This is a genomic window from Neogemmobacter tilapiae (assembly GCF_014652215.1).
GTDB classification, from domain to species: Bacteria; Pseudomonadota; Alphaproteobacteria; order Rhodobacterales; family Rhodobacteraceae; genus Neogemmobacter; species Neogemmobacter tilapiae.
In genome coordinates this window covers 129,209-154,009 of record NZ_BMYJ01000009.1, presented here as the reverse complement: position 1 = coordinate 154,009, position 24,801 = coordinate 129,209, and the positions used below count along the sequence as shown (strand labels likewise).

Here is a 24,801-nt window from a genome sequence, read left to right as displayed (position 1 = left end):
TGATAGTTAGCATTATGGCTAAACATGATCCCGATCTGAACCTGATCTTCCAAGCGCTGTCTGATCCCACACGCCGCAACATGCTGGCGATGCTTGGGCAGGGGGCGCAGCCCGTCACCGTGCTGGCCAAACCCAGCGGCATGGCCTTGCCCACGGTGATGCGCCACCTGTCGGTGCTAGAGGACGCAGGGCTGATCAGCAGTGAAAAGACGGGGCGGGTGCGAATGTGCAGGGCAAAGCCGGAAACATTGGCCGCGGTGGACGATTGGCTGGCACAGCAAAAGGCCCTTTGGGAGGGGCGGCTGGACCGGCTGGAAGAATATGCAATGAAACTGATGGAGGCGGAACGTGGAACTGGACCCGAAGCTTGACCTGAAACTGGTGCGTGAACTGAATGCGCCGCGGGAAATCCTGTACAAATGCTGGACGAGCGAGGAACATCTGCCGCATTGGTTCGTGCCAAAGCCGCACAAAGTGGTGGGCTGCAAGCTGGATGTGCGGGTGGGCGGGGCCTGCAACACGACCTTTGATGTGGATGGCAACATCATGGAAAACAACGGGGTTTACCTTGAGGTGGTGCCGAACGAAAAGCTGGTTTTCACGGACACCTATACCGAAGGCTGGAAGCCGAACCCGGAACCCTTCATGACAGCGATCCTGACGTTCGAAGATATTGGGAATGGCCGGACGCGCTATACCGCGATTGCGCGGCACCGTTCTGCAGAAGCGGCCGCAAGCCATGAGGCGATGGGCTTCTCCTCCGGCTGGGGCACCGTGGCGACACAGTTGGAAGAATATGCGCAGGGGTTGAAGTGATGGAGGATCGTTCGATCACGCTGACCCGCGTCATTCAGGCCAGCCCCGAGGCGGTCTGGAAATGCTGGACCGATCCCGCGATCCTGCCGGAATGGTTCGGGCCGAAGGGGCATAGCTGCAAGACCAAGTCGATTGACCTGCGGCAAGGCGGAAGCTGGCGGTTTGACATGTTGGGGCCAAAGGGGGAAGTCTGGGCGAACCGGCATGAATTCACGCTGTATGACCCGCCGAAGCGGATTGAATTCGTGATGTCGGATGACAGTGACGGGGATCCCCATGCCTGGGTCACGGTGACGCTGGAGCCGGAGGCAGGGGGGACGCGGGTGACGCAGGTGATGGTGTTTCCCGATGCCGCGATCCGGCAGGCGGTCGTCGATTTCGGGGCTATCGAACTGGGCCAGACGACCTTGGACAAACTGGCGGCGATGGCCGAGGCTTTGTAAGTTCAGAGCGGCAAGGCCAGTTGGCGGGGGCATTCGATCAACGTGAAATCGGGTCGCCGGTGGGTGGCCCCTTTTCTTGCCCCGGCGCGGCGCAGGGCTTGGTTGGGATCGACCAAAGGCTCGGGGTAGCGACGGCCCAGCAAGGGCCGCGCAAGAGGGGATTTCCAGGGCTGTTGCAGGGCGTCGTCAGGCAGATGGGCAAGTTCGGGCAGCCAGCGGCGGGTGAAACTGCCGGTCGGGTCAAGGCGGGCCGCGAGGGGAAGCGGATGCAAAGGGCGCGCCAAGGCAACGCGCTGCATTTCGCGGCTATGGATGGTCGGATCATAGTCGGTGGACAGGCGGGCGAGGGCCTGTCCGGCGAGGGTGGGGTTGATGCGCAGATGATGCAGGGCGATGCTGACCAGGAGAGCGCGCAGCCGATGGTTCAGCCAGCCCGTGGCCTGAAAGTAGCGCAAGACCGCATCGACAAAAGGCAGACCGGTTTCGCCGGCCGCAAAGGCGTCAAGGTCATGCGCCGCGCCTTGGCCGGTCATGGGCACGACAGGGCTTTGATCGCGCAGGGCCAGACGGGATTGAAACAGGCGCAGACCGGCGGCCCAGTCGCCATGGTTTGCTGCAACTTGCCGCTCGGCTGCGGCCAAGGCCACTTCGCGGGCTGACAGGCTTCCCCAGGCCAGATGGGGTGACAGGCGGGATGAAGCCCTTTCAGAAAGCAGCGCGTGGGTTTCGGCCTGCTGATAGCCTTGGGACCGATGGGTGAGAAAGCCATCCAGCAAGGCCTGCCCAGCAGCCCGCCCACCGGCCTGCCGATGCGGGCAGCGGTCGTCAACCATCCCAAGCGATCTGGCGTCGGGGATCGGCCCCGGCGCCAGATCGGCAACAAAGTTCAAAGCCCCCTGCCCTGCGTCAGCCCCTTGTGGCAGCTCCAACCATTCCACCCCAGCCCCACGCGCCCATTCCGCCACATCGCAGCCGCCCGGCCAGGCCGCATCCGCCATCGTCACAATCCGCCGGATGCGATGTTTTCGGCAAAGCCCGGCCAAAACCGTCACCGCTGCACCCTGCCGAACCAAAAGCTGCCCCCGCAGTTGCCCGCGCAAATCCAGCAGCGTTTCGCGCAGAAACGCCCATTGCCGCCCCGACCGATCCGCCTGCGTCCAAAAATCGGGCTCGATCACAAAGACCGGCAAGACGGGCCCCATGGCCCCCGCCGCCGCCAGCGCCGGGTGGTCGAAAGCCCGCAGATCGCGCCGAAACCAGACAAGAACATTCATGGAACATTTATCATTTTCTGCGCCAGATTCGTAAAGCCCAAAAGGACAGAGAATTGGCCTCAACCTAGACCAAGGTCGTAAGTTATGCCGCACAACCGTAATGCGCCTCGCGCCTTCAGGATGCCACAAAATATGGCCGATGTTGCCCTGCCAAACCACCCCAACGCACAAATTCTGTTGACTTGGCGGGCATCTGCATTTCTTGGTCGGATCAGGAAAACCGTGCTGAGGCGTGCCATTTGGGCGATTATTTTCTGCGCTGCAAAATTTGTGGAAACTTTCGTCTTTCTGTCGCGTAACCACCCTGCGGTTCTTTACATCTCGCGCTGTTTGTCAGCGGCTTTGAGGGGATCGGAAGTGACGGGTGATGGCCTCGGCCTGATGCGATGGAAAAAGAGCAGGCTGGTCATTCAATGGCCTTGCTCCTGTGGAAAACCTGCCAAGGTTTCACCGCAGTTCCGTGACAGATTGAAGATTGTGTGGATGCCCGAAGACGGGCGGGGTGTTTGGTAAATGGCGACTTACGGCGGAAACGACGGCAACGACAACCTCGGCAACGGCTCGAACGCAAACGATGCCTTTCACGGCAACGGTGGCAATGACTCGGGCAGCGGCGGGAACAACAGCGACCTGATGTTCGGCGGCTCCGGGAACGACGTGTTCTCGGGCGGGTCCGGCAACGATACGCTTTATGGGGACAACGGCAACAGCCTTTGGAACTATGCCGTCTATACGCGCGACTTCACGGACCAAGCCAACCAGACCGGCACCATTGCCGGGGCGACGCTGAACGGTGGCGGGCAGACAAACACCTTTAACCCCCAAACCTTGGCCGGTTCAGTCGGGCTTTCGCCTACGGACCCCAATGATTTTGGGATCATCCTGACGTCGACCCTGAACATCACCACAACCGGCAGCTACACATTCTCGACGACCTCCGATGACGGGTCGCGGATTATCATCCGCAATGCCGCGACCGGGGACGAAGTCTTCAACCTGAACAACGACTTTCATCAAGGGGCGTCAACGGTTACTTCCTCGGTCAACCTGACCGCAGGCACACAATACATCATTGAGGTGTATTACTGGGAAAACGTGGGCGGGCAGGTTCTTTCCGGCTCTGTCACGCTGCCCGGCGGCGGTGTGCAAGATCTGGCGACCTCCAGCATCCTGACGGCAGCCCCTTCGCAAGGCAACGACAGCCTGTCGGGCAATGACGGCAATGACCTGCTGTATGGCGGCGGCGGACAGGACACGCTGGCGGGTGGCAATGACGCCGATACGCTGTTCGGCGGCGACGGCAACGACAGTATGGACGGCGGCGCGGGCAACGACAGCCTGTCGGGCGGCGATGGCCGGGATAACATGACTGGCGGCACCGGCAACGACACGCTGGCGGGCGATGCCGGGAACGACACAATTTCGGGCGATGCGGGCAACGACAGCATTTCGGGCGGGGCCGACGAAGACAGCCTTTCGGGCGGCGACGGCAACGACACGATTTCCGGCGATGCCGGGAACGACACGATTTCGGGCGGCAACAACGACGACAACCTGTCGGGCGGCACCGGGGACGACAGCATCGGCGGCAATGACGGGGCCGATACCCTTTCGGGCGATGACGGCAACGACTCTCTGGATGGTGGCGCGGGGGGCGACAGCCTGTCGGGCGGGGCTGGACAGGACACGCTGGAAGGCGGGCTGGGCAACGACACGCTGGGCGGTGGGAGCGAGAACGACTCGGTCTCGGGCGGGGACGGCAACGACAGCTTGATCGGGAACGAAGGCGACGACACGCTGATCGGCGGCGCCGAGACTGGCACAGGCGCTGCCAACCTTGATATGAACTGGATCCTTCAGGGAGGCAGCGGCACGAACATTGCCGGGGGCTTTACCCAGAACACCGGCGGGATCAACGTCAACGTCGCCTATACGGATACGGGTGGCGGGCAGAGCTTTACCACCAGCAACACGCAGCAATATGTCGGCGGCGGCCCCTTCGCCAACAATTCGGCGGGATACATCACCGGAACCGGGCTTGGCCCGACCGCCACGGTGACGATGAATTTCAGCGCAGTCGCAGGCAGCGGTTTTGCGGATCAGGTGCAGAACGTGCAGTTCCGCATCAACGACATTGATACGGGCGGATGGCAGGACATTCTGACCATTGTCGCGCTGGATGCCGAAGGCAATCCGGTGACAGTGAACCTGACGGCGGCCGGGAATGATAACATAAACTCCGGCACCAACACGATCACCGCAGGGCCTGGCGGCGATGATGCGAACGAAGCGGCTGGTTCGGTTCTTGTTTCGATTCCGGGGCCTGTGAGCCAAGTCCAGATTATCTATTCCAACGGCAATACCGACGGGCAGGTCATCTATTACACGGATGTCCACTTCCAAGCGATTGCGACTGACAACGACACGATCGACGGAGGCGTGGGCAACGACTCCATGGTCGGCGGCCGTGGCGATGACAGCCTGATCGGGGCTGCGGGCAATGACAGCCTGTTCGGCGGCACCGGAAACGACACGCTTTCGGGCGATGCGGGCAACGACAGCCTGTCGGGTGGCACGGGCAACGACAGTCTGTCGGGGGGTGACGGCAACGACACCCTGTCGGGCGGGGCCGGGAACGACAACCTGTCGGGCGGCAATGATGCCGACAGTCTTTCGGGCGACGCGGGCAATGACACGCTGTCGGGCAATGACGGCAACGACACGCTGGACGGCGGCGCGGGGAACGACAACCTTGCCGGGGGCAATGATCAGGACAGCCTGAGCGGCGGTACGGGCAACGATACCCTGTCGGGCGATGCGGGCAACGACACGCTGTCGGGCGGCAATGACAACGACAGCCTGTCGGGCGGCGATGGCAACGACAGCCTTGCAGGCAACGACGGCGAAGACACAATCTTTGGCAATGCCGGGAACGACAGCCTTTATGGCGGCCTTGGCAACGATTCCATGGACGGCGGCACCGGCAATGACACGTTCTTTGGCGATGCCGGGAACGACACGATGCGCGGCGACGCTGGGATGGACTGGGTCGACTATTCCAACTCGGGTGCGGCCGTCAACGTCAACCTGGGCACCGGCGTGGGCCTTGGCGGCGATGCTCAGGGCGACACCTATACCGGCGTCGACGGGGTTTACGGTTCGGCCTTTAACGACACGATCATCGGCTTTGACGGCGAGGATACCAACCCGGGCGGCTATACTAACGTCTTCTATGGGGCGGCAGGCAACGACACGATGTCGGGGCTGGGCGGGTCGGACAGCCTCTATGGCGGGGCCGACAACGATACGATCGACGGCGGCGCGGGCAACGACCTGATCGAAGGTGGCACCGGCAACGACAATGCCATGGGCGGCGACGGCAACGACAGCATGTCGGGCGACGATGGCGACGACACGCTGGCGGGCGATGCGGGGAACGACACGCTGTTCGGCGGCAACGGCAATGACAACCTGTCGGGCGGCAATGACATCGACAGCCTGTTCGGCGGCAACGGCACCGACAGCCTGTTCGGCGGCGAGGGGAACGATTTCCTCTTCGGCGGCCAGGGCGGCGATTCGCTGTCGGGCGGCAATGGCAACGAAAGCATCTCGGGCGACGAGGGCGACGATTCGATCTATGGCGATGGCGGCGAAGATTCGCTTTACGGCGGCAATGATCAGGACAGCCTGTTCGGCGGCGACGGCAACGACAGCCTGTTCGGTGACAACGGCAACGACACACTGTCGGGCGGCAACAACAACGACACGTTGTATGGCGGCGAGGGCATCGACAGCCTGACTGGCGATGCGGGCACCGACAGCCTTTTCGGCGGCAATGGCAATGACATTCTGGCGGGCAACGACGGGGCCGATACCCTGTCCGGCGACGGCGGCGACGACACCCTGTCGGGCGGCAATGACAGCGACCTGCTGAACGGCGGGGCCGGTATCGACAGCCTGACGGGCGATGCTGGCGACGACACGCTGAACGGCGATGCGGGCAACGACCGTCTGTATGGCGGCGAGGGTGCCGACAGCCTTTACGGTGGCGACAACGACGACAGCCTGTTCGGTGGCAACGGCAGCGACCAGTTGTTCGGCGACAATGGGGCCGACACGCTGAACGGCGAAGTCGGTAACGACACGCTGTATGGCGGTGAAGGCGGGGATTCTCTTTCGGGCGGAAATGATGCCGACAGCCTGTTCGGCGGCAATGGCAATGACATTCTGGCGGGCAACGACGGGGCCGACACCCTGTCCGGCGACGGCGGCGACGACACGCTGTCGGGTGGCAACCAGAACGATCTTCTGAACGGCGGGGCCGGCGTCGACAGCCTGATGGGCGATGCCGGGGACGACACGCTGAACGGCGATGCGGGCAACGACCGTCTGTATGGCGGCGAGGGCGCAGACAGCCTTTCGGGCGGCAACGATGCCGACAGCCTGTTCGGCGGCAACGGCAACGACCAGTTGTTCGGCGACAACGGGTCCGACACTCTGTTCGGGGACAATGGCGACGATACCCTCTCGGGCGGCAACGACAATGACCTGCTGAATGGTGGGGCCGGCGTCGACAGCCTGATGGGCGATGCCGGGGACGACACGCTGAACGGCGATGCGGGCAACGACCGTCTGTACGGCGGCGAGGGCGCAGACAGTCTTTCCGGTGGCGACAACGACGACAGCCTGTTCGGCGGCAATGGCAATGACATTCTGGCGGGCAACGACGGGGCCGATACTCTGTCCGGCGACGGCGGGGATGACACGCTGTCGGGCGGCACGGGCACGGATGTGCTGTCGGGCGGCAACGGCAATGACAGCCTGTCGGGTGGCGACCAGAACGACACATTGTCGGGTGGCGAGGGTAATGACATCCTGTCGGGCGATGACGGGGATGACTCCGTCTCTGGCGATGCGGGCGATGATACGCTGAACGGCTTGACCGGCGATGACAGCCTGTATGGCGGCGACGGCAACGACGATCTGGATGGCGACAGTGGCAATGACCAGCTGTTCGGCGGGGCAGGCAACGACACACTCGACAGCGACAGCGGCAATGATCAGGCCTTTGGCGGCGACGGCGATGACCGGATCAGCGGCGGTACCGGGAACGATACGCTGGAAGGCGGCGATGGGAATGACACGCTGTCGGGGGGCAATGATCAGGACAGCCTTTCGGGCGGCAATGGCGACGATTCGTTGCAGGGCCAGGATGGCAATGACACTTTGTCGGGCGATGGCGGCAACGACAGCCTGTTCGGAGGCAATGACACGGATCAGCTGTCCGGCGGCGAGGGCAATGACCAGCTCTTTGGCGGGGACGGTTCCGATGGCCTGACCGGCGGCAATGGCGCTGACAGTCTTTCGGGCGATGCGGGCAACGACATTCTCTTCGGCGGCGATGGGAATGACACGCTGTCGGGCGGCGCGGGCAATGACGTCGTCTCGGGTGACGCGGGCAACGACAGCTTTACCACCGATGCGGGGGCCGACAGCCTTTATGGCGGGCTGGGGAATGACAGCTTTGTGGTCGGCGCGGGGACTTTTGCCAATTCCGGCAATGACGTTATCCAGGGCGGCGAAGATCCCGGCAACGGCGACATCGACACGCTGGACCTGACGGCCTATGGCAAGCCGCTGACGACCGTCGTCTTTACCCCCGGCGACCCCGAAGCAGGCTATGTGCTGTTCTACGACCTGCCCGAAGGCACGCCGGGGCGGCAGGTCATTGGTCGGCTCGACTTCTCGCAGATTGAGAACATCATCCCCTGCTTTACCGCCGGTTCGCAGATCGTGACCCTGCAAGGGGCGATGGCGGTCGAGGCGGTGAAACCGGGCGACCGGGTGCTGACGCGGGATCATGGCTGGCAGGCGGTGCGTTGGGTGGGCCAGCGGCAGCTTTCGGCGGCGCAGCTGCGGGCGGCCCCCGATCTGGCACCGGTCGCCTTGGCGGCCGGATCGCTGGGGGCGCAGGTGCCGCTGCGCGACACGATGGTGTCGCCGCAGCACCGGATGCTGATCGCCGATGCGGGGGCAGAGCTGCTGTTTGGCGAGCATGAGGTGCTGGTGGCGGCGCTGCATCTGCTGGGCCAGCCGGGGATTGCGCAGGTGGTGCCGGCCGAAGGGGTGACCTATGTCCATATCCTGTTCGACGGGCATGAGATCGTGCATGTCGACGGGGCCTGGTCGGAAAGCTTCCAACCCGCCGCACGGATGATCTCGGCGATGGACCAGATGGCGCGGGCAGAAATCCTGGCGCTGTTCCCCGAACTGGCCGACCGCGAACAGGCCTTCGAGGCCGCCCGGATGACCCTGAAAGCCCATGAGGTGCGGGTCCTCATGGCCCCAAACAAGCGGATCGCCGCTGAATAGGGCGATGGTGACGGCAAGGCTTGCGCCCGGCGGCGCAGGCCTTATCCCTGTTGAGCAAAGAACAGGGGACATGCCATGCAGGACAACGCCGCGCAAAACAATTCGGCCCGGACCATTCATCTGGCCGATTATCAGCCTTTTACGCATTGCGTGGATCAGGTCGATCTGACCTTTCGGCTGCATCCGACGGCCACACGGGTTCTGGCGAAACTGGCGCTTTCACCCAATCCGGCGCGGCCGGGGCATCAGGATCTGCGGCTGAACGGCATTGACCTGCGGTTGATTTCGGCAAGGCTGAACGGGGCGGTGCTGGATCTGATCGCGGATGAAACAGGGCTGACGGTGCCCGCGACACTGCTGCCCGAGGGGCCGTTCACGCTGGAAACCGAGGTGGAGATTGCCCCGGCGCAAAACACGGCGCTGGAGGGGCTGTATATGTCGAACGGCCTGTATTGCACGCAATGCGAGGCGGAGGGCTTTCGCAAGATCACCTTTTACCCCGACCGCCCCGATGTGATGGCCCCGTTCCGGGTGCGGATCGAAAGCGATCTGCCGGTGCTTTTGTCGAACGGGAACCCGACGGGCGGCGAATGGGTCGATCCCTGGCCCAAGCCCGCCTATCTGTTCGCTTTGGTCGCGGGTGATTTGATTGCCACCAGCGCCGATTTCACCACAGCCTCGGGGCGAGCGGTGAAGCTGAACATCTGGGTACGTCCGGGGGACGAGACGCGGACGGATTACGCGATGGATGCGCTGATCCGGTCGATGCGCTGGGACGAGACGGCCTATGGCCGGGAATATGATCTGGACGTGTTCAACATCGTGGCGGTTGACGACTTCAACATGGGCGCGATGGAGAACAAGGGGCTGAACATCTTTAACGCGAAATATGTGCTGGCCAGCCCGGAAACGGCGACGGACGATGACTATGCGCGGATCGAGGCGATCATTGCGCATGAATATTTCCACAACTGGACGGGCAACCGGATCACATGCCGCGACTGGTTTCAACTGTGCCTGAAAGAGGGGCTGACGGTGTTCCGCGACCAGCAGTTCAGCGGCGATATGCGCAGCCACGCGGTCAAACGGATCGAGGATGTGCTGACCCTGCGCGCCCGGCAATTCCGCGAGGATGGCGGGCCTTTGGCGCATGCCGTTCGGCCGGACAGCTTTGTCGAGATCAACAATTTCTACACCGCGACGGTCTATGAAAAAGGGGCCGAGGTCATCGGGATGCTGAAGCGTCTGGTGGGTGACGACGGCTATAAGCAGGCGCTGGATCTGTATTTCGACCGCCACGATGGGCAGGCCGCGACGATCGAGGATTGGCTGGCGGTCTTTGCCGATGCCACGGGCCGCGACTTGGCGCAGTTCAAGCGTTGGTATGAGCAGGCGGGGACGCCGCGGGTGACGGTGAAGGAAGATTGGGATGGAGCGGGGACGTTCCGTTTGACCCTGTCACAGGTGAACCCGCCGACGCCGGGGCAGCCGGTGAAGGATGCGAAGGTCATTCCGGTGGCGGTGGGGTTGCTGAACCCGAATGGGGGTGAGGTTCTGGAAACGACGGTTCTGGAACTGACGAACAGCGAGCAGGTGTTTGAATTCAACGGCTTGGCGGCGCGACCGGTGCCTTCCATCCTGCGCGGGTTCTCGGCCCCGGTGGTCTTGGAACATGCTGTCGATCCCACAACGCGGGCCTTTCTTTTGGCGCATGACACCGACCCGTTCAACAAATGGGAATCGGGGCGGGCACTGGCGAAAGAGATTTTGGCGCGGATGGTGACCGAAGGGGCAGCGCCGGGGGCCGATTGGCTGGAGGCGATGACGCAGGTGGCGGGGGATGACAGCCTTGACCCGGCCTTCCGCGCGCTGGTGCTGCGTTTGCCGGGTGAGGATGACATGGCGCAGACGCTGTTCGCGGCGGGCCATGTGCCCGACCCTGCGGCGATCCATGCGGCGCGGAAGCGGCTGGGGCTGGCCTTGGCGGAACGTCTGGCCCCTGCCCTGCCCGGTTTGCTGGCAGGAACGGTGGTGGATGGCCCGTATAGCCCGGATGCGAAGGCGGCGGGGAAACGGGCGCTGCGGCTGGCCTTGTTGTCGTTGCAGACGCGGCTGGACGCGGGCGCTGCCGCCAGCGCCCTGTTTGCGCAGGCGGACAATATGACGGATGAGGGCGGGGCCTTGGCTTGTCTTTTGGAGCAGGGGATTGGGGCAGAAGAACTGGCGCGGTTTGAGGCGAAATGGCACGGCGACCGGCTGGTGATGGACAAATGGTTCAGCCTGCAAGTGCTGCACGCGGCGCCCGAGGCTTTGGCGGGCGTGGTCAATCGGCTGACGGCTAGGCCCGATTTCGACATGAAGAATCCGAACCGTTTCCGTTCGGTGATGGGGATGCTGGCGGCAAACCATGCCGGTTTCCACCATGCCGATGGGGCTGGCTATCGGCTGCTGGCGGATTGGCTTATTAAACTTGATCCGCTGAACCCACAGACGGCGGCGCGGATGTCGACAGGCTTTGAAAGCTGGTCGCGCTATGATGCCGACCGGCAGGGGATGATCCGGGGTGAACTGGCGCGGATGGCCGCGGCGCCGGGGCTCAGCCGCAATTTGGGGGAAATGGTTGGGCGGATGCTGGGCTGATCGCAAGGCGTATCCGCATGCCGCGCAGGCTTCGTCAGAATTTAATTAAGGAAACGATGGGGATCAAAGCAGCAGTTGGATGCGGGTCTCGTCCATGGTGACGTGGCCCTGCCCCGCCAATTCTGCCCCCAAAATCGCAAAATGCACCTCAGCCGCCGCCAGATCGGCAGGTGGCGCTTCACCCCGCACCAGGGGCCAAAGATGCGGCAAGGGTTTCACCCTTTTGCCTTGCGCGGCAAGCGTCAGCGCGCCTTCGGGGGTTTGGGCAATGACCACCTGCCCGCCCCAGGGAAAGGCGCTTTCAAGGCAAAGCAGTCCCAGAAAAAGGCGCTTGGCCTGGGCCCTGTCAAGATCGCCCAACCCTTCGGCCAGAATGGCCAGGCGCCCCCCCCGGCCCATATCCAGCAGCAGACCCTGCACCTCGGCCCGGCCAAGGCGCTGGCCCACCCCTGCTTGGCCAAAGGCCAGCCGGAATAGGCGGATGCGGGTGTTGGCTTGGGCCACGCTGTCATTCACCAAGGCCAGTTCGGGCGAGGGACTGGCCCCGGCCTCCATCATCAAAAGCTCTACCCCATTGCCGATGGCACCAATCGGGCTGATAAGGTCATGGCAAAGGCGCGAACCCAGAAGCGCCACAAGGTCAGGAGTTTTGGTCATGTTGGTCCGTCAAAAAGGCAAGGTCTGTCCATGCTGAATTCCTTGCTGGAGCCCGGTATGTATGTGCGCCACCCGGACGCGGCCGACTGGGGACTGGGGCAAGTCCAGTCGAACATCGGCGGGCGGATCACCGTGAATTTCGAGCATCGTGGCAAGGTTGTCATTGATGGCAGTCGGGTGATGCTTGTGCCGGTTTTTGCCGGGCAGGAATGAGTTTAGCCCCCACCGCGCGACGCGCAATCTATAATTGTGCGTCGCATGCAAAAGTTGTTTGACCCGGAAACAGTTGCATCGCTGCCGGGCCTTCCTTAACTGGGGCGGAACCAGTGGCAGGATGGCATGACCGGCGAAGACCCCCTTTACGAACTGGCCTTGGCGCGGACGGACGATGATCTGAGGGCGGCACAACGGCTCCGCTATCGGGTCTTCGTGCAAGAGTTGGGGGCCGATGGGCCGATGGTGGACCATGCGGCGGGGCTGGAGCGGGACGCTTTCGATGCGCTGTGCGACCATCTGGTGCTGATCGACCGGCGGCGGCCCTTGGGCGATCACGTGGTCGCGGCTTACCGGCTTTTGCCGGGGGACCGCCTTGGCGCGGGGCGGTTCTATAGCGAAGCAGAATATGACCTGACGCCCCTGCGGGCCAGCGGGCGGCGATTGCTGGAACTGGGGCGGTCCTGCGTGGATGCCGATCATCGGGGCGGGGCGGCGATGCTGATGATGTGGAACGGCTTGGCCGGCTATGTGCTGGAGCATGGGACGGAACTCATGTTTGGCGTCGCCTCTTTCCACGGCACTGATGTGGCGGGCCTGGCGCAGCCCTTGGCCTGGCTGCATCACCATCACCTAGCCCCCCCTGCCCTACGAGTGACGGCGCGGCCACCCCATGGGGTGTCGATGAACCTGCTGAAGGCAGACCAGATCGACCGTAAGCGGGCGGTGGGGGCGATGCCATCCTTGCTGCGGGCCTATCTGCGGTTGGGTGGGGTGGTGGGCGATGGGGCCTTTGTGGACCATGGGTTCAACACGGTCGATGTCTGTCTGATCATGGACACGGCGCAACTGTCGGCGCGGCACCGGGATTTCCACATCCGCCATGCGAGCAGCGCACTATGAACGACTGGCGGCATGAGGGGATGGAACTGCCGCATCCCAAGGGGGCGGGCGACTGGCTGCGCGTCGTCTGGCGCGGCGGGCTGATCGGGATTCTGACCTTTGGCGGGCTGTTGGTCTTGTTGGTGCTGCGGCTGGCGGAGCGGCCGCTTTATGGCCTGCGCAGGCCCTGGACGGGGCGGCTGACGCGATGGGTCTGCCGGGCGAATGTTGCGATTCTGGGGCTTGGCTATCGGGTTGAGGGGGCGGAAATGGCAGGCCGGGGGGCGGTGGTGTCGAACCATGTATCCTGGCTGGACATTTTCACACTGAATGCCTGCACGACAGGGAATTTCATTGCGAAGTCCGAAGTGGCGGGCTGGGCTGGGATCGGCTGGCTGGCGCGGGCGACGGGCACGATGTTCGTGATCCGCAAGGGGACCGAGGCCAAGGCGCAGCAGGTGGAGCTTGAGGGGCGTCTGGCGGCGGGGCAGCATCTGATCTTTTTCCCCGAGGGAACCTCGACGGACGGGCAGCGGGTTCTGCCGTTCAAATCAAGCCTGTTTGCCGCCTTTCAGGGCGCGGGGCTGGCGATCCAGCCGGTGACGATTGTCTATGAGGCCCCGGCGGGGGCAGACCCGCGTTACTATGGCTGGTGGGCGGAAATGGAATTCGGGCCGTCGCTGCTGATGGTGCTGGCCAGCCCGCGTCAGGGGCGGGTGGTGATCACGCGCCATGCGCCGCTGCATGTGGGGGATTTTGCCGACCGCAAGGCGCTGACCGCCGCTGCCGAAGCGGCGGTGCGGTCGGCGCATCCACAGGGTTAGCGGCCTGCCGACAGGGCGTTCAACTCGGCGGTCACGACGATGCGGCGGATCTTGGCCAGTTCATAGCTGTCCAGATGATGGGCCACAGTAATTTCGCGCGAGAATTGGGTGGATGTGCGCTGCGGCGTTTTCGGCGGGATCACGCGGAAGGCCAGCGTCAGCGTGCCCTCGGCATCGACCTCGCCCATCGGCACCAATTCCGCCTCCCACCAGCCTTGGGTGGGCGGCAGGCCCTTGGCGCGGACGATGGCCCCACCGTCGATGGGTTCCACCGTCAGGTCCAGCACCTGCTGCACCAAGGGGCGGCCATCCTCTTGCTGGGTGGGATCGACCAAGGTCGTGGCAACGGGCTGGGCCTTGCCGAACCAGTTCAGCGGGTTCAGGCGCGAGTCGCGAAAGCCGCCGCAGGCGGAAAGCGCCGTGGCACAGATCAGAAGCGCGGGCAGGGTCAGTCGCATGGGCCAGTCCTTCGATGTCCTGCCCTTGGCTAGCCGATCATGGGGGGTTTGAAAAGCGGGGCGTATCGCCTAGCTAGGGGAAAGCAGCATGAGAGTTGACGATGGCCACCCCCGCCTTTGAAGAGATTGCCGAGACTTTTGAATTCCTAGACGACTGGGAGGACCGCTATCGGCATGTGATCGAGCTGGGCAAGGCGATGCCGGGACTATCTGACGCCGACAAACGCGAGGAATATAAGGTGCAGGGCTGCGCGTCGCAGGTCTGGATCAAGCCGGAGATGGCCGGCGGGGTGATGGCCTTCACAGGGGACAGCGACGCGATGATCGTGCGGGGGTTGGTCGCGATTGTGCATGCTTTGTATGCCGGGGTGCCGCTGGATCAGGTGGGGGCCGTGGATGCCCCTGCGGAACTGGCACGGCTGGGGCTTGATTCGCATTTGTCGAGCCAGAGATCGAACGGGTTGCGGGCGATGGTGGCGCGGATCAGGGGCTTGGCGGGGTGAGAGGTTTTCACGCGTGAAATGGGGTGTAAGGGTTTGTATTTTAAAATATATTACAAATTTTGAATACATTCCAAAAAGGATGACTAGCCGCTGTATATTACCTAGGCTTGGGATGTTGGCCGTTGCGAACGACAGTGGCTAGTCCATCGCGATCTGGTGACGCCGGACCAATCACCCGTCGCATTCCGCCTTGAAGACGCACCAAAATGGGATGGAGCATCCGAGGCGACTGGGCCTTGATTCGCATTTGTCGAGGCAGAGTTTGAAAGGGTTAAGTGAGATGTTGACAAGGATCAAGGGGCGGGCGGGGTGAGAAATTGACGAGAAATATCTCCATCGAATCCATGACACTTCTTGTACTTTAGGCCACTTTCGCACGGACAAAGATCATTTCTGGAGTATTTTGAGGGTCCGCGACCCGGTATCATTGAGATTCCAGATATTGTCATTTCGGCATCTTTCTTCTTTGGAGCACAAAAATACCCATCAACAAAAGTCGAAAGGACTTCATGGGCAATTTGCCTAACAGTTACGGAAGCAATATTGTTTGGTGGAATTTCAAAGCCATTCTCATTGAAGCGAAAGCCCAATGAATGTGTGATTAGCTGCTCATAAGAAGGGCTTATTGATGGATCAACATGGCTCCCGCCTTCCTTATTTGAAAGTTGTAGTATAATTGATCTTCTTGAAAATTTAATATCTTTTTGATCTTTAATCACCACTTGACGCCACCAATTTTCAAATGGGATCTTGTTACACCTTGGAGAATCAGAAAGAAAAGCTGCGAACTTACTTTTTCCACCAAACCCCACTTCTGCATGAATGAGTCTTGCCTCATTCATTTCATTTTCGCTTACCACAAAACTTGTCGTGTCGAGTATTTTATTATTTAAGCCAAGTTGATGAAATATACTATGAGACTTATCTGTATGATGAAATAAAACGCGCAGAGAATGTGCTATCCTAATATCTTCATCTTCGAACCCATCATCGAAAGCGGCGGAAGACCTTTCCAAAAACGTTAGATGCCGCGCAAATTTTTCAGCGATGTCTTCTCGACTACGAGCTGTCATTCAACACCTATTGCAACATCAATCTGTTAGACATGAATCCGAAGCCTTGAATATCAAACCCCCGCCGTCGCCGCCCTTAACCATTCCACCGCCCCGGCCGAAACCCGCACCTCAAGCCGCGCCCGCACTTCGGCGTGGTAGCTGTTCAGCCAGTCCCTTTCCCCCGCCGTCAGCATATCGACCACCACCAACCGGCGGTCAAAGGGCACCCAGGTCAGCGTCTCAAACGCCAGTTGCGGGCGGTGGTCGCCCATAGGCGGCGCGTCAACCACAACAATCAGATTCTCCAGCCGGATGCCAAATTCCCCTTCGCGGTAGTATCCCGGTTCATTCGACAGGATCATCCCGGCGCGGAAGGGCACGTCAGAGGTGTAGGACAGGCGCTGCGGCCCCTCATGCACTGACAGGAACGCCCCCACGCCGTGGCCCGTGCCGTGGTCGAAATCCATCCCGGCTTGCCACAGGGGCCAGCGGGCGAACCCGTCCAGATCGCGGCCTGCGCGGCCCTTGGCAAAGCGCAGGCGGCTGATGGCAATCGTGCCTTGCAGGACGCGGGTATAGCATTCGCGCGCCTCCTGCCCCGGATCGCCGCGTGCGACAGTGCGGGTGATGTCGGTGGTGCCATCCACATATTGCCCGCCCGAATCGACCAGCAGCAGTTCGTTTTCACCGATGGGGCGGTTGGTATCCTCGGTCACGCGGTAGTGCATGATCGCGCCGTTTGGCCCCGAGCCCACGATGGAATCAAAGCTGAGGTCGTGCAGCGCGTTGGTGGCGCGGCGGAACCCTTCCAGCTTTTGCGCGACGGCGATTTCGGTCAGGTCTGACGCGCCATCGAGCCAAGCGAGGAATTCGACCATCGCCACGGCATCGCGCAGATGGGCGCTGCGCATGCCTTCAATCTCGGCGGCGTTCTTGCAGGCCTTGGCCATCTGGCAGGGATCGTCGCCCCAGTCGAAGGGAATCTTGTTCTGTGTCAGATGGCGGCCCACGGCCAAGGGTGCGGTTTTCTTGCAGAGGCGGATTTTGCCCTGCACACGGGACAGGCCGTCGAGCAGGGCATCGGGCGCGTGCAGGGTCACATCAGGCCCCAGATGGGCCAGCAGGGCATCGTCAAACTTGGCGGCATCGGCGAAAAGATCGAGGCGGCCATCGGCGTGCAGGATCGCAAGGCCCAACATCACCGGATTGCGGGGCACATCGGCCCCGCGAATGTTCAGCAGCCAGCAAAGGCTGTCGGGCAAGGTGATGACACAGGCCCCCTGCCCTGCCGCGGCCAGTTCGGCCGCCATGCGGGCGCGTTTGTCGGCATGGGATTCGCCTGCAAATTCCAGCGGATGGACAAAGGCCTTGCCCTGCGGTGCGGCGGGCTGGTCGGCCCAGATCTGATCAATGAAGTTCGGCGCGGGCAGGATTTTGACGCCGGTTGCGGCCAGCGCATCCTCGATCTTTTGCACTTCGGCGGGGGTGTGGAGCCATGGGTCGTAGCCGATGCGACCCGTGGTGAGATGCGCCTTGATCCAGTCGCCGGGCTGTGTTTCGGGCCAATCGACGGGGGTGAAATGCGCAAGATCGACCTGCGATTTGACCTGCGTGCGGTAGCGGCCATCGACAAAGACGCCGGCCACATCGGGCAAAACGACACAAAGACCCGCCGAGCCGGTAAAGCCGGTCAGCCATTGCAGGCGCTGGTCGCGTTCGGCGACATATTCGCCCTGATGCACATCGGCGCGGGGCACGATTAAACCCTGCACATCGGCCTTTTTCAGCGCGGCCCGCAGTTGGGCCAGACGCCCGGCCCCGTGTTCGGGCGAGGCCAAGGTTTCAAAGGATTGGAACATCATGCCGCCTTTTTTGCACGCCCCTTGGGGCTGACATCGAACAGGCTGGCCAGTTGTTCCGTCATCGCCCCCGCCAGTTGTTCGACATCGGTGATGGTCACGGCGCGGGAGTAATAGCGGGTGACATCATGGCCGATGCCGATGGCGATCAGTTCCGCTGCGCGGCGCTTTTCGACCATGGCGATGACGTCGCGCAGGTGCTTTTCCAGATAGTTCGCCGCATTGACCGACAGGGTGCTGTCATCGACCGGAGCCCCATCGGAAATGACCATCAGGATGCGCCGCGCCTCGGGTCGGCTCGTCAGGCGGCGGTGCGCCCATTCCAGCGCCTCACCGTCGATGTTTTCCTTGAGGAGACCCTCTTTCATCATCAGGCCCAGATTGGGCCGTGCGCGACGCCAAGGGGCATCGGCGGATTTATAGATGATGTGGCGCAGGTCGTTCAGGCGGCCCGGCTGGGCTTCGCGCCCTGCCGCGAGCCATTTTTCGCGGCTTTGGCCGCCTTTCCAGGCGCGGGTGGTGAAGCCCAGAATTTCGACCTTGACGTTGCAGCGTTCCAAGGTGCGGGCCAGAACATCGGCGCAGATGGCGGCGATGGAAATCGGGCGGCCGCGCATGGAGCCGGAGTTATCAAGCAGAAGCGTGACGCAAGTGTCGCGGAATTCGGTGTCTTTTTCCCGTTTGAAGGACAGAGGCGTCGTCGGGTTGGCAATGACGCGGGCCAAGCGGCCTGCGTCGAGCGTGCCTTCTTCCAGATCAAACTCCCAAGCGCGGTTCTGCTGGGCCTGCAAGCGGCGTTGCAGTTTGTTCGCGAGGCGGCTGACGGCCCCTTTCAGGGGTTCCAACTGCTGATCAAGGTAAGCGCGCAGGCGTTCCAACTCGGCGGGTTCGGCCAGATCTTCGGCGCGGATTTCTTCGTCGAAGTCGGTGGTGAAGACGTTGTAATTCGGGTCGGCATCGGAATAGGCGGGGGGCGGCGGTTCCTGTGGGGCCTCGCCTTCCTGCTGTTCGGCCTCCTCGCCGTCTTCCATGTCGGCTTCGGCGTCTTCGGTCACTTGCGCCTGCGCCTGGTCGTCGCTGTCTTGCTGTTCGCGTTCGGGGCTGGCCTCGGCCTCTTCCGGGTCTTGCTCTTCGCCCGCGCTGTCGGGCTGATCGGGGTTTTCCTCGGCGTCGTCTTCCCCGTCTTGCGGATCGTCCTGATCGGGGTCGTCGCCCAATTGGTCGCCATAGCCCAGATCGGCAATCACCTTGCGCGCCAGACGGGCAAAGGCCGCCTGATCGTTCAGCACATGGTCAAGGTTTTCCAGCGTGCCGCCGGCCTGATCCTCGATAAAGCCGCGCCAGAGGTCCATGACATTGGCAGCCCCCTTGGGCAGGTCACGGCCTGAGGCCAGATGCCGCACCAGATAGCCCGCCGCCACCGCCAAGGGCGCATCCCCCGGTTTGGTGATCTGGGCATAGCCCTTGCGTTCGGCCTCATGCGCGATCTTGGCGTCGATGTTGAGCGCGGTGCCGGGCATCGCCTGTGCGCCCATCGCTTCGCAACGCGCAGCTTCCATTGCCTCATAAATATCCCGCGCCATCTGGCCCTGCGGCAGATAGCGGGCCGAAACCGTGGCGTCGTGATATTTGCGGCGCATGGCAAAGGCGTCGGCGGTGCCGCGGGCCAGCATCACCTCGTCCCGCGTCATCCGGCGTGAGACCTGCGGCAGGCGCACGCCTTCGGCATTCATGCCGGGCGGATCGACGGAATAGGTGACCGTCATATCGGCATCATCGGCCAAGACCTTGGTGGCCTCGGCGAGGGCTTTCTTGAACGGATCGGCGGGGTTGTCTGTGGGCTTGTTCATGGTGAGGTAAGATCCGATCCGACGTTCTGCGTATAGAGCCTCTGACAGGCCAGGAAGAGATGGAGGTGGCATGAGCAATCTGGCTTCTCGTCCAAGGATTCAAGTCCGGCTAGCCGGGCCGCTCGACTTGCATCTTGCAAAACCATGTCGTTAGCCGGCCCATCAATGTGCCGGGCAATTTGTGTAAATCGCTCAGACGAAACCGCCTCAGGATCCAGCTTAGCCCCTGACATCTCTAGAGCTTCCATGAACCCCGCACATCTCGCAAGATCGAGTGCTGTAAGTTCATCGGGATCCGGAAAACCGGGTGACAGGCCTTCAAGCGGGATCGCGGAGAAGTTTTCGGGTATCGCTGGAAGACTAAGAACTATGCCCCCACTTTCCGTGTGAAGATGTTCAGCTAAGAGATGAGATGGAGAGAGAGACCACACTAAACTGGTGACCCAAAGCCAATAGAGCGCGATTTTTGCGTGCGCGCTTGGTGCAATACGTGGCTTGTCTGTGGGCTTGTTCATGGTGGTTCAGGTAAAGCACCATGGGCGGCGATGGGCAAGGGGCGGGCTATCCCTGCTTGTCCTTCGCCGCTGCATAGCGCGCCCTTGCCGCCGTCATTTGCGCGGAATTGGCGATGGCCCAATCGGCCAAGGCCCCCATCGGCACCAGCAGGTCACGGCCCAGCGCGGTCAGGGCATATTCCACCTGCGGCGGCGATGTGGGCGTCACTGTCCGGGTAACAAAGCCGTTTTCCTCAAGATCCCGCAGGGTTTGTGCCAGCATCTTCTGGCTGATTTCACCCATGGTGCGGCGCAGGGCGTTAAAGCGCAGCGGCCCCGGCCCCAAGGTGCGGATCACCAGCACCGTCCATTTGTCGCTGACCCGCGCCAAAAGCGCGCCGACCGAGGCGCAGGCGGTTTCGTCGTGGTGACCTTGTGTCGGCAAAGTGCCTTCTTGCGCGCCGTCCATGGATTTCCAACCTCTACATGGTAACGAATCGAAACCTGATGAGGAATGGATAGCATGACCGCAACGAAACCGAAACTGGCCCTGATCATCGGGTCAACCCGGCCCAGCCGCTTTGCCGACAAGCCGGTGGCATGGTTCCGGGCGCTGGCGGCTGAGCGCCAAGATGTCACGCTGGAGGTGCTGGATCTGCGGGATTTCGACCTGCCCTTCTTTGCCGACCTGTCGTCCGAGCTGTATATGCCCTCGGGCGATCCGAAGGTGCAGCACTGGCAGCAGACCCTTGCGGGTTATGACGGGTTCATTTTTGTGACCGCCGAATACAACCATTCGATCACCGGGGCGCTGAAGAACGCGCTGGATCTGGCCTATAAGGCCTGGATGCGCAAACCGATGGGCATTCTGGCCTATGGCGGCACGGGGGGCACGCGGGCGGCCGAGCATTTGCGGACGATCGGGGTGGAGTTGCATATGGTTCCGGTACGGAACGCGGTGCATATCGGCGGGGCGGATATGCTGAAGGTGCATCCTTTCGGGCAAGGGGCCGATATGGCCGAGATTGATGCCAATCTGCGACCTTCGGCGACGGCGCTGCTGGACGACATGGTCTGGTGGGCACGGGCCACGATGGCGGCGCGGGCGGAGGATTTGGCTCAGGCTGCCTGAGATTGTTCCTGCGATTGTTCTGGGGGCTGGGGTTTCGCCCCAGCCCTTTTGGCGAATGACGAATAGGGCCAGTCGAGTGGGTTTTGGACCAGACCGGCGCGCAAGGGGGCCTCGGCCACATAGCGCAGGTGGAGGGCCAGATCGGTTTCATCCCGGATGCGGTGTTCGGCGATGCCCCTGCGCCAAAGGCGGTCGTCGCGCTGGCCTGTCGCGCGGACCAAGGCATGACCAAAGCGCGATTTCAGGCGACCGACACGCAGGGGCAATTCCGGGTCAGCGTCCGGCAAGGCCCAGAGGGCGTGGAGTTCATTCGGCAGCACGGTGATGGCGAGGGTCTGGAACGGGCGTTCCTGCAAGCCACGGGCATAGGCTGTACGCAACAGGCCGATGTGATCGGTCAGCGCGCGGCTGGTGGGGTCATGCAGGCCAAGGCGGAAATAGGTGTGGATCATGGGCCGCTCCCTTCCCGCCCAGATTGGAATCACTTGGTTAAGATTCGGTTCAACAAAGATTACCCGTGCAACCCTGCACAGGTTCCGCGCGTTGCTTGGCCTATATGGGCCATTCGCACCATGCGATAAGGCCGCAACGCAACCGAACCCAAGGACATGACCATGGCCCGCAAACCGAAAATCGCGCTGATCATCGGCTCGACCCGCCCCACCCGTTTCGCTGACATTCCCGCCAACTGGCTGGCTGCTCAGGCCGCTGCGCGTGAAGATCTGGATCTGGAAATCGTCGATCTGCGCGACTATCCGATGCCCTTCTTTGACGAGGTGGCCTCGAACGCCTGGGCCCCGACGCAGAACGAAGTCGCGGTGAAATGGCAGAAGAAGATTGCTGAATTCGACGGCTATGTTTTCGTGGTCGCGGAATACAATCGTTCGATCACCGGGGCGCTGAAGAATGCGCTGGATCAGGCCTATGTCGAATGGGGCCGCAAGCCGATGGGGCTGATCGCCTATGGTTCGGTGGGTGGCGCGCGGGCGGCAGAGCATCTGCGGCTGATCGCGGTGGAGCTGCAAATGGTGCCGGTGCGCGCGGGCGTGCATATCGGCATGGGCGATTTCTTTAAGGTTCACCCCGGTTTCGGCGGGTCGGGCAATCTGGCCGATATCGAAGCCTCGATCAGCGGGCCGACCACGGCGATGCTGGACGATGTGGTCTGGTGGGCGAATGCGACCATCGCGGCGAAAGCCTGATTGCAAAGGGCGGCCTTCGGGCCGCCCTTTCAGCTTTGCCCGCCCATGAGGGCGCGGCAGTCGTCGATCATGCTGGCGGCGCGTTGGGCGAGCCGATGATCGGTGGGATCGACGCGCAGGCGGGCCAGCATTTCGGCCTGGGCGAATTTGGCGGACAGCCGCCATTGCATGGGCTGCGGGCCGGGAAGGGCCACGGTTTCCAGAAGTTCCACCATGCGGTCGCGGTCGGCCTTGGTGGCGTCCGAGGCGGGGCCGTCGGTGATGAACTGATGTTCCATGAGGGCCGAGAGACGGCCGGAACATTGGGCAAAAAGGCGAGCCAGATCATCGCCAGAGAAGGCCGGGGCCGGAACAAGACCCAACAGCAGAAGCACAAGGAAAGTTTTCAAACCGCCCATGATTCATTCAGGCTGCGCCTGAATGCGGTCAAAAATGCGGCAGATGGGGAAGGGTGAGGAAGATGGGCAGATTGCCCATCCTACGTGGGATGGGCAATCTGCCCATCTTCCAAATCCATCATTGCTGTCGCACGTTAAACGACGAAAATGGCCAATCCTTTGAATCCCCGACTAAACCGTGCTTGACGGGGTTATATTCACAATAGGCCATCGCTGCCTTGAAGGCCTGCTCATCCCGCACAAGATGTTCCCAGAAACGCCGCTGCCAAATCCCCCGCTCACGTTTAGCCTCAAGGCTTGGCCTAGGCATCGTCTCGTCGCGGATCCCATGCGAAAACCGCCCCTTGATCCGCCGCCAGCGTTCAGAAAAATTGGCGTCACCGTCCGGCAAGGTCCAGATGGCGTGCAGGTGGTCGGGCAGGATCACCATGGCATGGCAGGTGATCGGAAACTCACGAATTGTTTTGGCGTAGGCTTGGCGCAAGACGTCGATATGGTCGACCAAGAACCGGCTGCTGCGGTTTTCAAGGCAGACGGTGAAGAAATAGGTGGCCCCGGCCACGCGCAGGCGACGATAATTGGTCATGCGCGTAGGATGGGGCATGACGAGTTAAAATTAGGTTATCATTTGTGGAAGATGGGCAGATTGCCCATCCTACGTGGGATGGGCAATCTGTCCCAAGATCACTTCATCGCCATGCTGGCCGCGCTTTCCGGCAGTTCTTCGCCAAAGCAGCGCTGGTAGAATTCGGCGACCGTCTGGCGCTCCAACTCGTCGCATTTGTTCAGGAAGGACAGGCGGAAGGCGTAGCCGACATTGCGGAAAATCTCGGCGTTCTGGGCCCAGTTCAGCACGGTGCGGGGCGACATGACGGTCGAAAGATCGCCCGCCATAAAGGCGGTGCGGGTCAGGTCGGCGACTGTCACCATCTGCGAAATGGTTTTGCGGCCTTTTTCGGTGTTGTAATGGGGGTTTTTGGCCAGAACGATGGCGGCCTCGGCGTCATGCGACAGATAGTTCAGCGTGGCGACCAAGGACCAACGGTCCATCTGGGCTTGGTTGATCTGCTGGACGCCGTGATAAAGCCCGGTCGTATCGCCCAGACCCACGGTGTTCGAGGTGGCGAACAGGCGGAAGGACGGGTGGGGGGTGATCACCTCGTTCTGGTCCAGCAGGGTCAGCTTGCCGTCATGTTCCAGCACACGCTGGATCACAAACATCACATCGGCACGGCCGGCGTCGTATTCGTCGAACACAATGGCCACATTGTTGCGCAGGGCCCAAGGCAGGATGCCTTCGTGGAATTCGGTGACCTGTTTGCCATCGCGCAGTTTGATCGCGTCTTTGCCGATCAGGTCGATCCGGCTGATGTGGCTGTCCAGGTTGACGCGGACGCAGGGCCAGTTCAGCCGCGCCGCAACCTGTTCGATATGGGTCGATTTGCCGGTGCCGTGATAGCCTTGGATCATGACGCGACGATTGTAGGCAAAGCCTGCCAGAATGGCCAAGGTCGTGTCGGGGTCGAATTTGTAGGTCGGGTCGATTTCCGGCACGCGGTCGCCGCGGTCGGCAAAGCCCTTGACCTTCATATCCGTGTCGATCCCGAAAACATCGCGCACCGAGATTTCTTCTGTCGGTTTCAGGACCGTATCCGCCATCGTCATCGCCCATCGCTTCGGGCGGGGGCCACCCCCCGCGTTTCGCAAACTTAGTGGATCATATCGCGGG

General features: G+C 62.0%; 24 protein-coding genes. 12 read left to right on the top strand and 12 right to left on the bottom strand.

Annotated features, from left to right (window positions below; all coding sequences use genetic code 11):
- Positions 1-14 precede the first annotated feature (14 nt).
- Genes IE095_RS14515 through IE095_RS14505 form a run of 3 tightly spaced genes read left to right on the top strand, consistent with a single transcriptional unit; the run spans position 15 to position 1,259 of the window.
- Positions 15-371 (top strand): ArsR/SmtB family transcription factor, encoded by a 357-nt coding sequence (locus IE095_RS14515; RefSeq protein WP_189412387.1) that lies wholly within the window; start codon positions 15-17, stop codon positions 369-371.
- Positions 349-816: an SRPBCC family protein gene (locus IE095_RS14510; RefSeq protein WP_189412386.1), complete on the top strand. Its 468-nt coding sequence runs from the start codon at positions 349-351 to the stop codon at positions 814-816. Before IE095_RS14515 ends, IE095_RS14510 begins: the two co-directional genes overlap by 23 nt.
- Complete coding sequence (locus tag IE095_RS14505; RefSeq protein WP_189412385.1) at positions 816-1,259, top strand: SRPBCC domain-containing protein; 444 nt, start codon at positions 816-818, stop codon at positions 1,257-1,259. The genes IE095_RS14510 and IE095_RS14505 overlap by 1 nt, the downstream gene beginning before the upstream one ends.
- Before the next feature lie 2 nt (positions 1,260-1,261).
- Here IE095_RS14505 and IE095_RS14500 read toward each other — a convergent pair whose 3' ends face one another.
- The gene (locus tag IE095_RS14500; protein WP_189412384.1) at positions 1,262-2,533 is read right to left on the bottom strand and encodes an FAD-binding domain-containing protein; all 1,272 of its coding nucleotides are present in this window, start codon (positions 2,531-2,533) and stop codon (positions 1,262-1,264) included.
- A 132-nt stretch (positions 2,534-2,665) separates the two neighbouring features.
- Between IE095_RS14500 and IE095_RS14495 the strand changes: the two genes are divergently transcribed.
- The 3 genes from IE095_RS14495 to pepN all read left to right on the top strand — a co-directional run bounded on the left by IE095_RS14495 (position 2,666) and on the right by pepN (position 11,545).
- Positions 2,666-3,046: a hypothetical protein gene (locus IE095_RS14495; protein WP_229804815.1), complete on the top strand. Its 381-nt coding sequence runs from the start codon at positions 2,666-2,668 to the stop codon at positions 3,044-3,046.
- A complete protein-coding gene (locus tag IE095_RS14490; protein WP_189412382.1) occupies positions 3,047-8,905 on the top strand; it encodes a Hint domain-containing protein in 5,859 nt (1,952 codons plus the stop codon).
- Positions 8,906-8,980: 75 nt separating this feature from the next.
- Complete coding sequence (pepN, locus tag IE095_RS14485) at positions 8,981-11,545, top strand: aminopeptidase N (protein WP_189412381.1); 2,565 nt, start codon at positions 8,981-8,983, stop codon at positions 11,543-11,545.
- 63 nt (positions 11,546-11,608) lie between these two features.
- Here pepN and IE095_RS14480 read toward each other — a convergent pair whose 3' ends face one another.
- Positions 11,609-12,202: a histidine phosphotransferase family protein gene (locus IE095_RS14480; protein ID WP_189412380.1), complete on the bottom strand. Its 594-nt coding sequence runs from the start codon at positions 12,200-12,202 to the stop codon at positions 11,609-11,611.
- Between the two features lie 30 nt (positions 12,203-12,232).
- Here IE095_RS14480 and IE095_RS14475 point away from each other — a divergent pair, with 30 nt between their 5' ends.
- The 3 genes from IE095_RS14475 (at position 12,233) to olsA (ending at position 14,121) form a co-directional block, all read left to right on the top strand.
- A complete protein-coding gene (locus IE095_RS14475; protein WP_373295417.1) occupies positions 12,233-12,415 on the top strand; it encodes a DUF3553 domain-containing protein in 183 nt (60 codons plus the stop codon).
- A gap of 126 nt (positions 12,416-12,541) precedes the next feature.
- Entirely contained in the window at positions 12,542-13,318 is a 777-nt protein-coding gene (gene olsB, locus IE095_RS14470) for an L-ornithine N(alpha)-acyltransferase (protein ID WP_189412379.1), read from the top strand.
- Entirely contained in the window at positions 13,315-14,121 is an 807-nt protein-coding gene (gene olsA, locus IE095_RS14465) for a lyso-ornithine lipid O-acyltransferase (protein ID WP_189412378.1), read from the top strand. The genes olsB and olsA overlap by 4 nt, the downstream gene beginning before the upstream one ends.
- Here olsA and IE095_RS14460 read toward each other — a convergent pair.
- The gene (locus IE095_RS14460; RefSeq protein ID WP_189412377.1) at positions 14,118-14,579 is read right to left on the bottom strand and encodes a hypothetical protein; all 462 of its coding nucleotides are present in this window, start codon (positions 14,577-14,579) and stop codon (positions 14,118-14,120) included. The two genes, olsA and IE095_RS14460, sit on opposite strands and share 4 nt — an antisense overlap.
- 101 nt (positions 14,580-14,680) lie before the next feature.
- Here IE095_RS14460 and IE095_RS14455 point away from each other — a divergent pair, with 101 nt between their 5' ends.
- The gene (locus IE095_RS14455; RefSeq protein ID WP_189412376.1) at positions 14,681-15,082 is read left to right on the top strand and encodes a SufE family protein; all 402 of its coding nucleotides are present in this window, start codon (positions 14,681-14,683) and stop codon (positions 15,080-15,082) included.
- A gap of 293 nt (positions 15,083-15,375) precedes the next feature.
- Here IE095_RS14455 and IE095_RS14450 read toward each other — a convergent pair whose 3' ends face one another.
- Genes IE095_RS14450 through IE095_RS14435 form a run of 5 tightly spaced genes read right to left on the bottom strand, consistent with a single transcriptional unit; the run spans position 15,376 to position 20,809 of the window.
- On the bottom strand, positions 15,376-16,155 hold the full coding sequence (locus tag IE095_RS14450; protein ID WP_189412375.1) for an SEC-C domain-containing protein: 780 nt from the start codon (positions 16,153-16,155) through the stop codon (positions 15,376-15,378).
- A gap of 53 nt (positions 16,156-16,208) precedes the next feature.
- The gene (locus IE095_RS14445) at positions 16,209-17,996 is read right to left on the bottom strand and encodes an aminopeptidase P family protein (RefSeq protein ID WP_189412374.1); all 1,788 of its coding nucleotides are present in this window, start codon (positions 17,994-17,996) and stop codon (positions 16,209-16,211) included.
- Positions 17,996-19,846 carry a cobaltochelatase subunit CobT gene (cobT, locus tag IE095_RS14440; RefSeq protein ID WP_189412373.1) on the bottom strand — a complete coding sequence of 617 codons (1,851 nt, stop codon included), beginning with the start codon at positions 19,844-19,846 and terminating at the stop codon, positions 17,996-17,998. The genes IE095_RS14445 and cobT overlap by 1 nt, the downstream gene beginning before the upstream one ends.
- On the bottom strand, positions 19,843-20,361 hold the full coding sequence (locus IE095_RS18430; RefSeq protein ID WP_229804814.1) for a hypothetical protein: 519 nt from the start codon (positions 20,359-20,361) through the stop codon (positions 19,843-19,845). The genes cobT and IE095_RS18430 overlap by 4 nt, the downstream gene beginning before the upstream one ends.
- A gap of 46 nt (positions 20,362-20,407) precedes the next feature.
- Positions 20,408-20,809: a winged helix-turn-helix transcriptional regulator gene (locus IE095_RS14435; RefSeq protein WP_189412372.1), complete on the bottom strand. Its 402-nt coding sequence runs from the start codon at positions 20,807-20,809 to the stop codon at positions 20,408-20,410.
- Between the two features lie 54 nt (positions 20,810-20,863).
- Here IE095_RS14435 and IE095_RS14430 point away from each other — a divergent pair, with 54 nt between their 5' ends.
- The gene (locus tag IE095_RS14430) at positions 20,864-21,472 is read left to right on the top strand and encodes an NADPH-dependent FMN reductase (RefSeq protein WP_189412371.1); all 609 of its coding nucleotides are present in this window, start codon (positions 20,864-20,866) and stop codon (positions 21,470-21,472) included.
- Here IE095_RS14430 and IE095_RS14425 read toward each other — a convergent pair.
- Positions 21,460-21,924: an REP-associated tyrosine transposase gene (locus IE095_RS14425; RefSeq protein ID WP_189412370.1), complete on the bottom strand. Its 465-nt coding sequence runs from the start codon at positions 21,922-21,924 to the stop codon at positions 21,460-21,462. The two genes, IE095_RS14430 and IE095_RS14425, sit on opposite strands and share 13 nt — an antisense overlap.
- 162 nt (positions 21,925-22,086) lie before the next feature.
- Between IE095_RS14425 and IE095_RS14420 the strand changes: the two genes are divergently transcribed.
- Complete coding sequence (locus IE095_RS14420; protein ID WP_189412369.1) at positions 22,087-22,674, top strand: NADPH-dependent FMN reductase; 588 nt, start codon at positions 22,087-22,089, stop codon at positions 22,672-22,674.
- Between the two features lie 29 nt (positions 22,675-22,703).
- On the opposite strand, the gene IE095_RS14415 is transcribed toward IE095_RS14420, so the two are convergent.
- From IE095_RS14415 to cobS, 3 genes are all read right to left on the bottom strand, one after another.
- A complete protein-coding gene (locus tag IE095_RS14415) occupies positions 22,704-23,072 on the bottom strand; it encodes a hypothetical protein (RefSeq protein WP_189412368.1) in 369 nt (122 codons plus the stop codon).
- A 118-nt stretch (positions 23,073-23,190) separates the two neighbouring features.
- Entirely contained in the window at positions 23,191-23,658 is a 468-nt protein-coding gene (locus IE095_RS14410; RefSeq protein ID WP_189412367.1) for an REP-associated tyrosine transposase, read from the bottom strand.
- 98 nt (positions 23,659-23,756) lie between these two features.
- On the bottom strand, positions 23,757-24,731 hold the full coding sequence (gene cobS / locus IE095_RS14405; RefSeq protein WP_189412366.1) for a cobaltochelatase subunit CobS: 975 nt from the start codon (positions 24,729-24,731) through the stop codon (positions 23,757-23,759).
- Positions 24,732-24,801 lie beyond the last annotated feature (70 nt).

Bases quoted from the DNA above. Each gene is read 5' to 3' on its own strand.
- olsB (WP_189412379.1), top strand. From the start codon at position 12,542: ATGACCGGCGAAGACCCCCTTTACGAACTGGCCTTGGCGCGGACGGAC.
- IE095_RS14450 (WP_189412375.1), bottom strand. From the start codon at position 16,155: ATGACAGCTCGTAGTCGAGAAGACATCGCTGAAAAATTTGCGCGGCAT.
- IE095_RS14410 (WP_189412367.1), bottom strand. From the start codon at position 23,658: ATGACCAATTATCGTCGCCTGCGCGTGGCCGGGGCCACCTATTTCTTC.
- IE095_RS14500 (WP_189412384.1), bottom strand. From the start codon at position 2,533: ATGAATGTTCTTGTCTGGTTTCGGCGCGATCTGCGGGCTTTCGACCAC.
- IE095_RS14460 (WP_189412377.1), bottom strand. From the start codon at position 14,579: ATGCGACTGACCCTGCCCGCGCTTCTGATCTGTGCCACGGCGCTTTCC.
- IE095_RS14430 (WP_189412371.1), top strand. From the start codon at position 20,864: ATGACCGCAACGAAACCGAAACTGGCCCTGATCATCGGGTCAACCCGG.
- IE095_RS14420 (WP_189412369.1), top strand. From the start codon at position 22,087: ATGGCCCGCAAACCGAAAATCGCGCTGATCATCGGCTCGACCCGCCCC.
- IE095_RS14415 (WP_189412368.1), bottom strand. From the start codon at position 23,072: ATGGGCGGTTTGAAAACTTTCCTTGTGCTTCTGCTGTTGGGTCTTGTT.
- IE095_RS14445 (WP_189412374.1), bottom strand. From the start codon at position 17,996: ATGTTCCAATCCTTTGAAACCTTGGCCTCGCCCGAACACGGGGCCGGG.
- IE095_RS14490 (WP_189412382.1), top strand. From the start codon at position 3,047: ATGGCGACTTACGGCGGAAACGACGGCAACGACAACCTCGGCAACGGC.
- IE095_RS14435 (WP_189412372.1), bottom strand. From the start codon at position 20,809: ATGGACGGCGCGCAAGAAGGCACTTTGCCGACACAAGGTCACCACGAC.
- IE095_RS14505 (WP_189412385.1), top strand. From the start codon at position 816: ATGGAGGATCGTTCGATCACGCTGACCCGCGTCATTCAGGCCAGCCCC.
- IE095_RS14455 (WP_189412376.1), top strand. From the start codon at position 14,681: ATGGCCACCCCCGCCTTTGAAGAGATTGCCGAGACTTTTGAATTCCTA.
- olsA (WP_189412378.1), top strand. From the start codon at position 13,315: ATGAACGACTGGCGGCATGAGGGGATGGAACTGCCGCATCCCAAGGGG.
- pepN (WP_189412381.1), top strand. From the start codon at position 8,981: ATGCAGGACAACGCCGCGCAAAACAATTCGGCCCGGACCATTCATCTG.
- IE095_RS14425 (WP_189412370.1), bottom strand. From the start codon at position 21,924: ATGATCCACACCTATTTCCGCCTTGGCCTGCATGACCCCACCAGCCGC.
- IE095_RS14495 (WP_229804815.1), top strand. From the start codon at position 2,666: ATGGCCGATGTTGCCCTGCCAAACCACCCCAACGCACAAATTCTGTTG.
- IE095_RS18430 (WP_229804814.1), bottom strand. From the start codon at position 20,361: ATGAACAAGCCCACAGACAAGCCACGTATTGCACCAAGCGCGCACGCA.
- IE095_RS14480 (WP_189412380.1), bottom strand. From the start codon at position 12,202: ATGACCAAAACTCCTGACCTTGTGGCGCTTCTGGGTTCGCGCCTTTGC.
- cobT (WP_189412373.1), bottom strand. From the start codon at position 19,846: ATGAACAAGCCCACAGACAACCCCGCCGATCCGTTCAAGAAAGCCCTC.
- IE095_RS14475 (WP_373295417.1), top strand. From the start codon at position 12,233: ATGCTGAATTCCTTGCTGGAGCCCGGTATGTATGTGCGCCACCCGGAC.
- IE095_RS14515 (WP_189412387.1), top strand. From the start codon at position 15: ATGGCTAAACATGATCCCGATCTGAACCTGATCTTCCAAGCGCTGTCT.
- cobS (WP_189412366.1), bottom strand. From the start codon at position 24,731: ATGGCGGATACGGTCCTGAAACCGACAGAAGAAATCTCGGTGCGCGAT.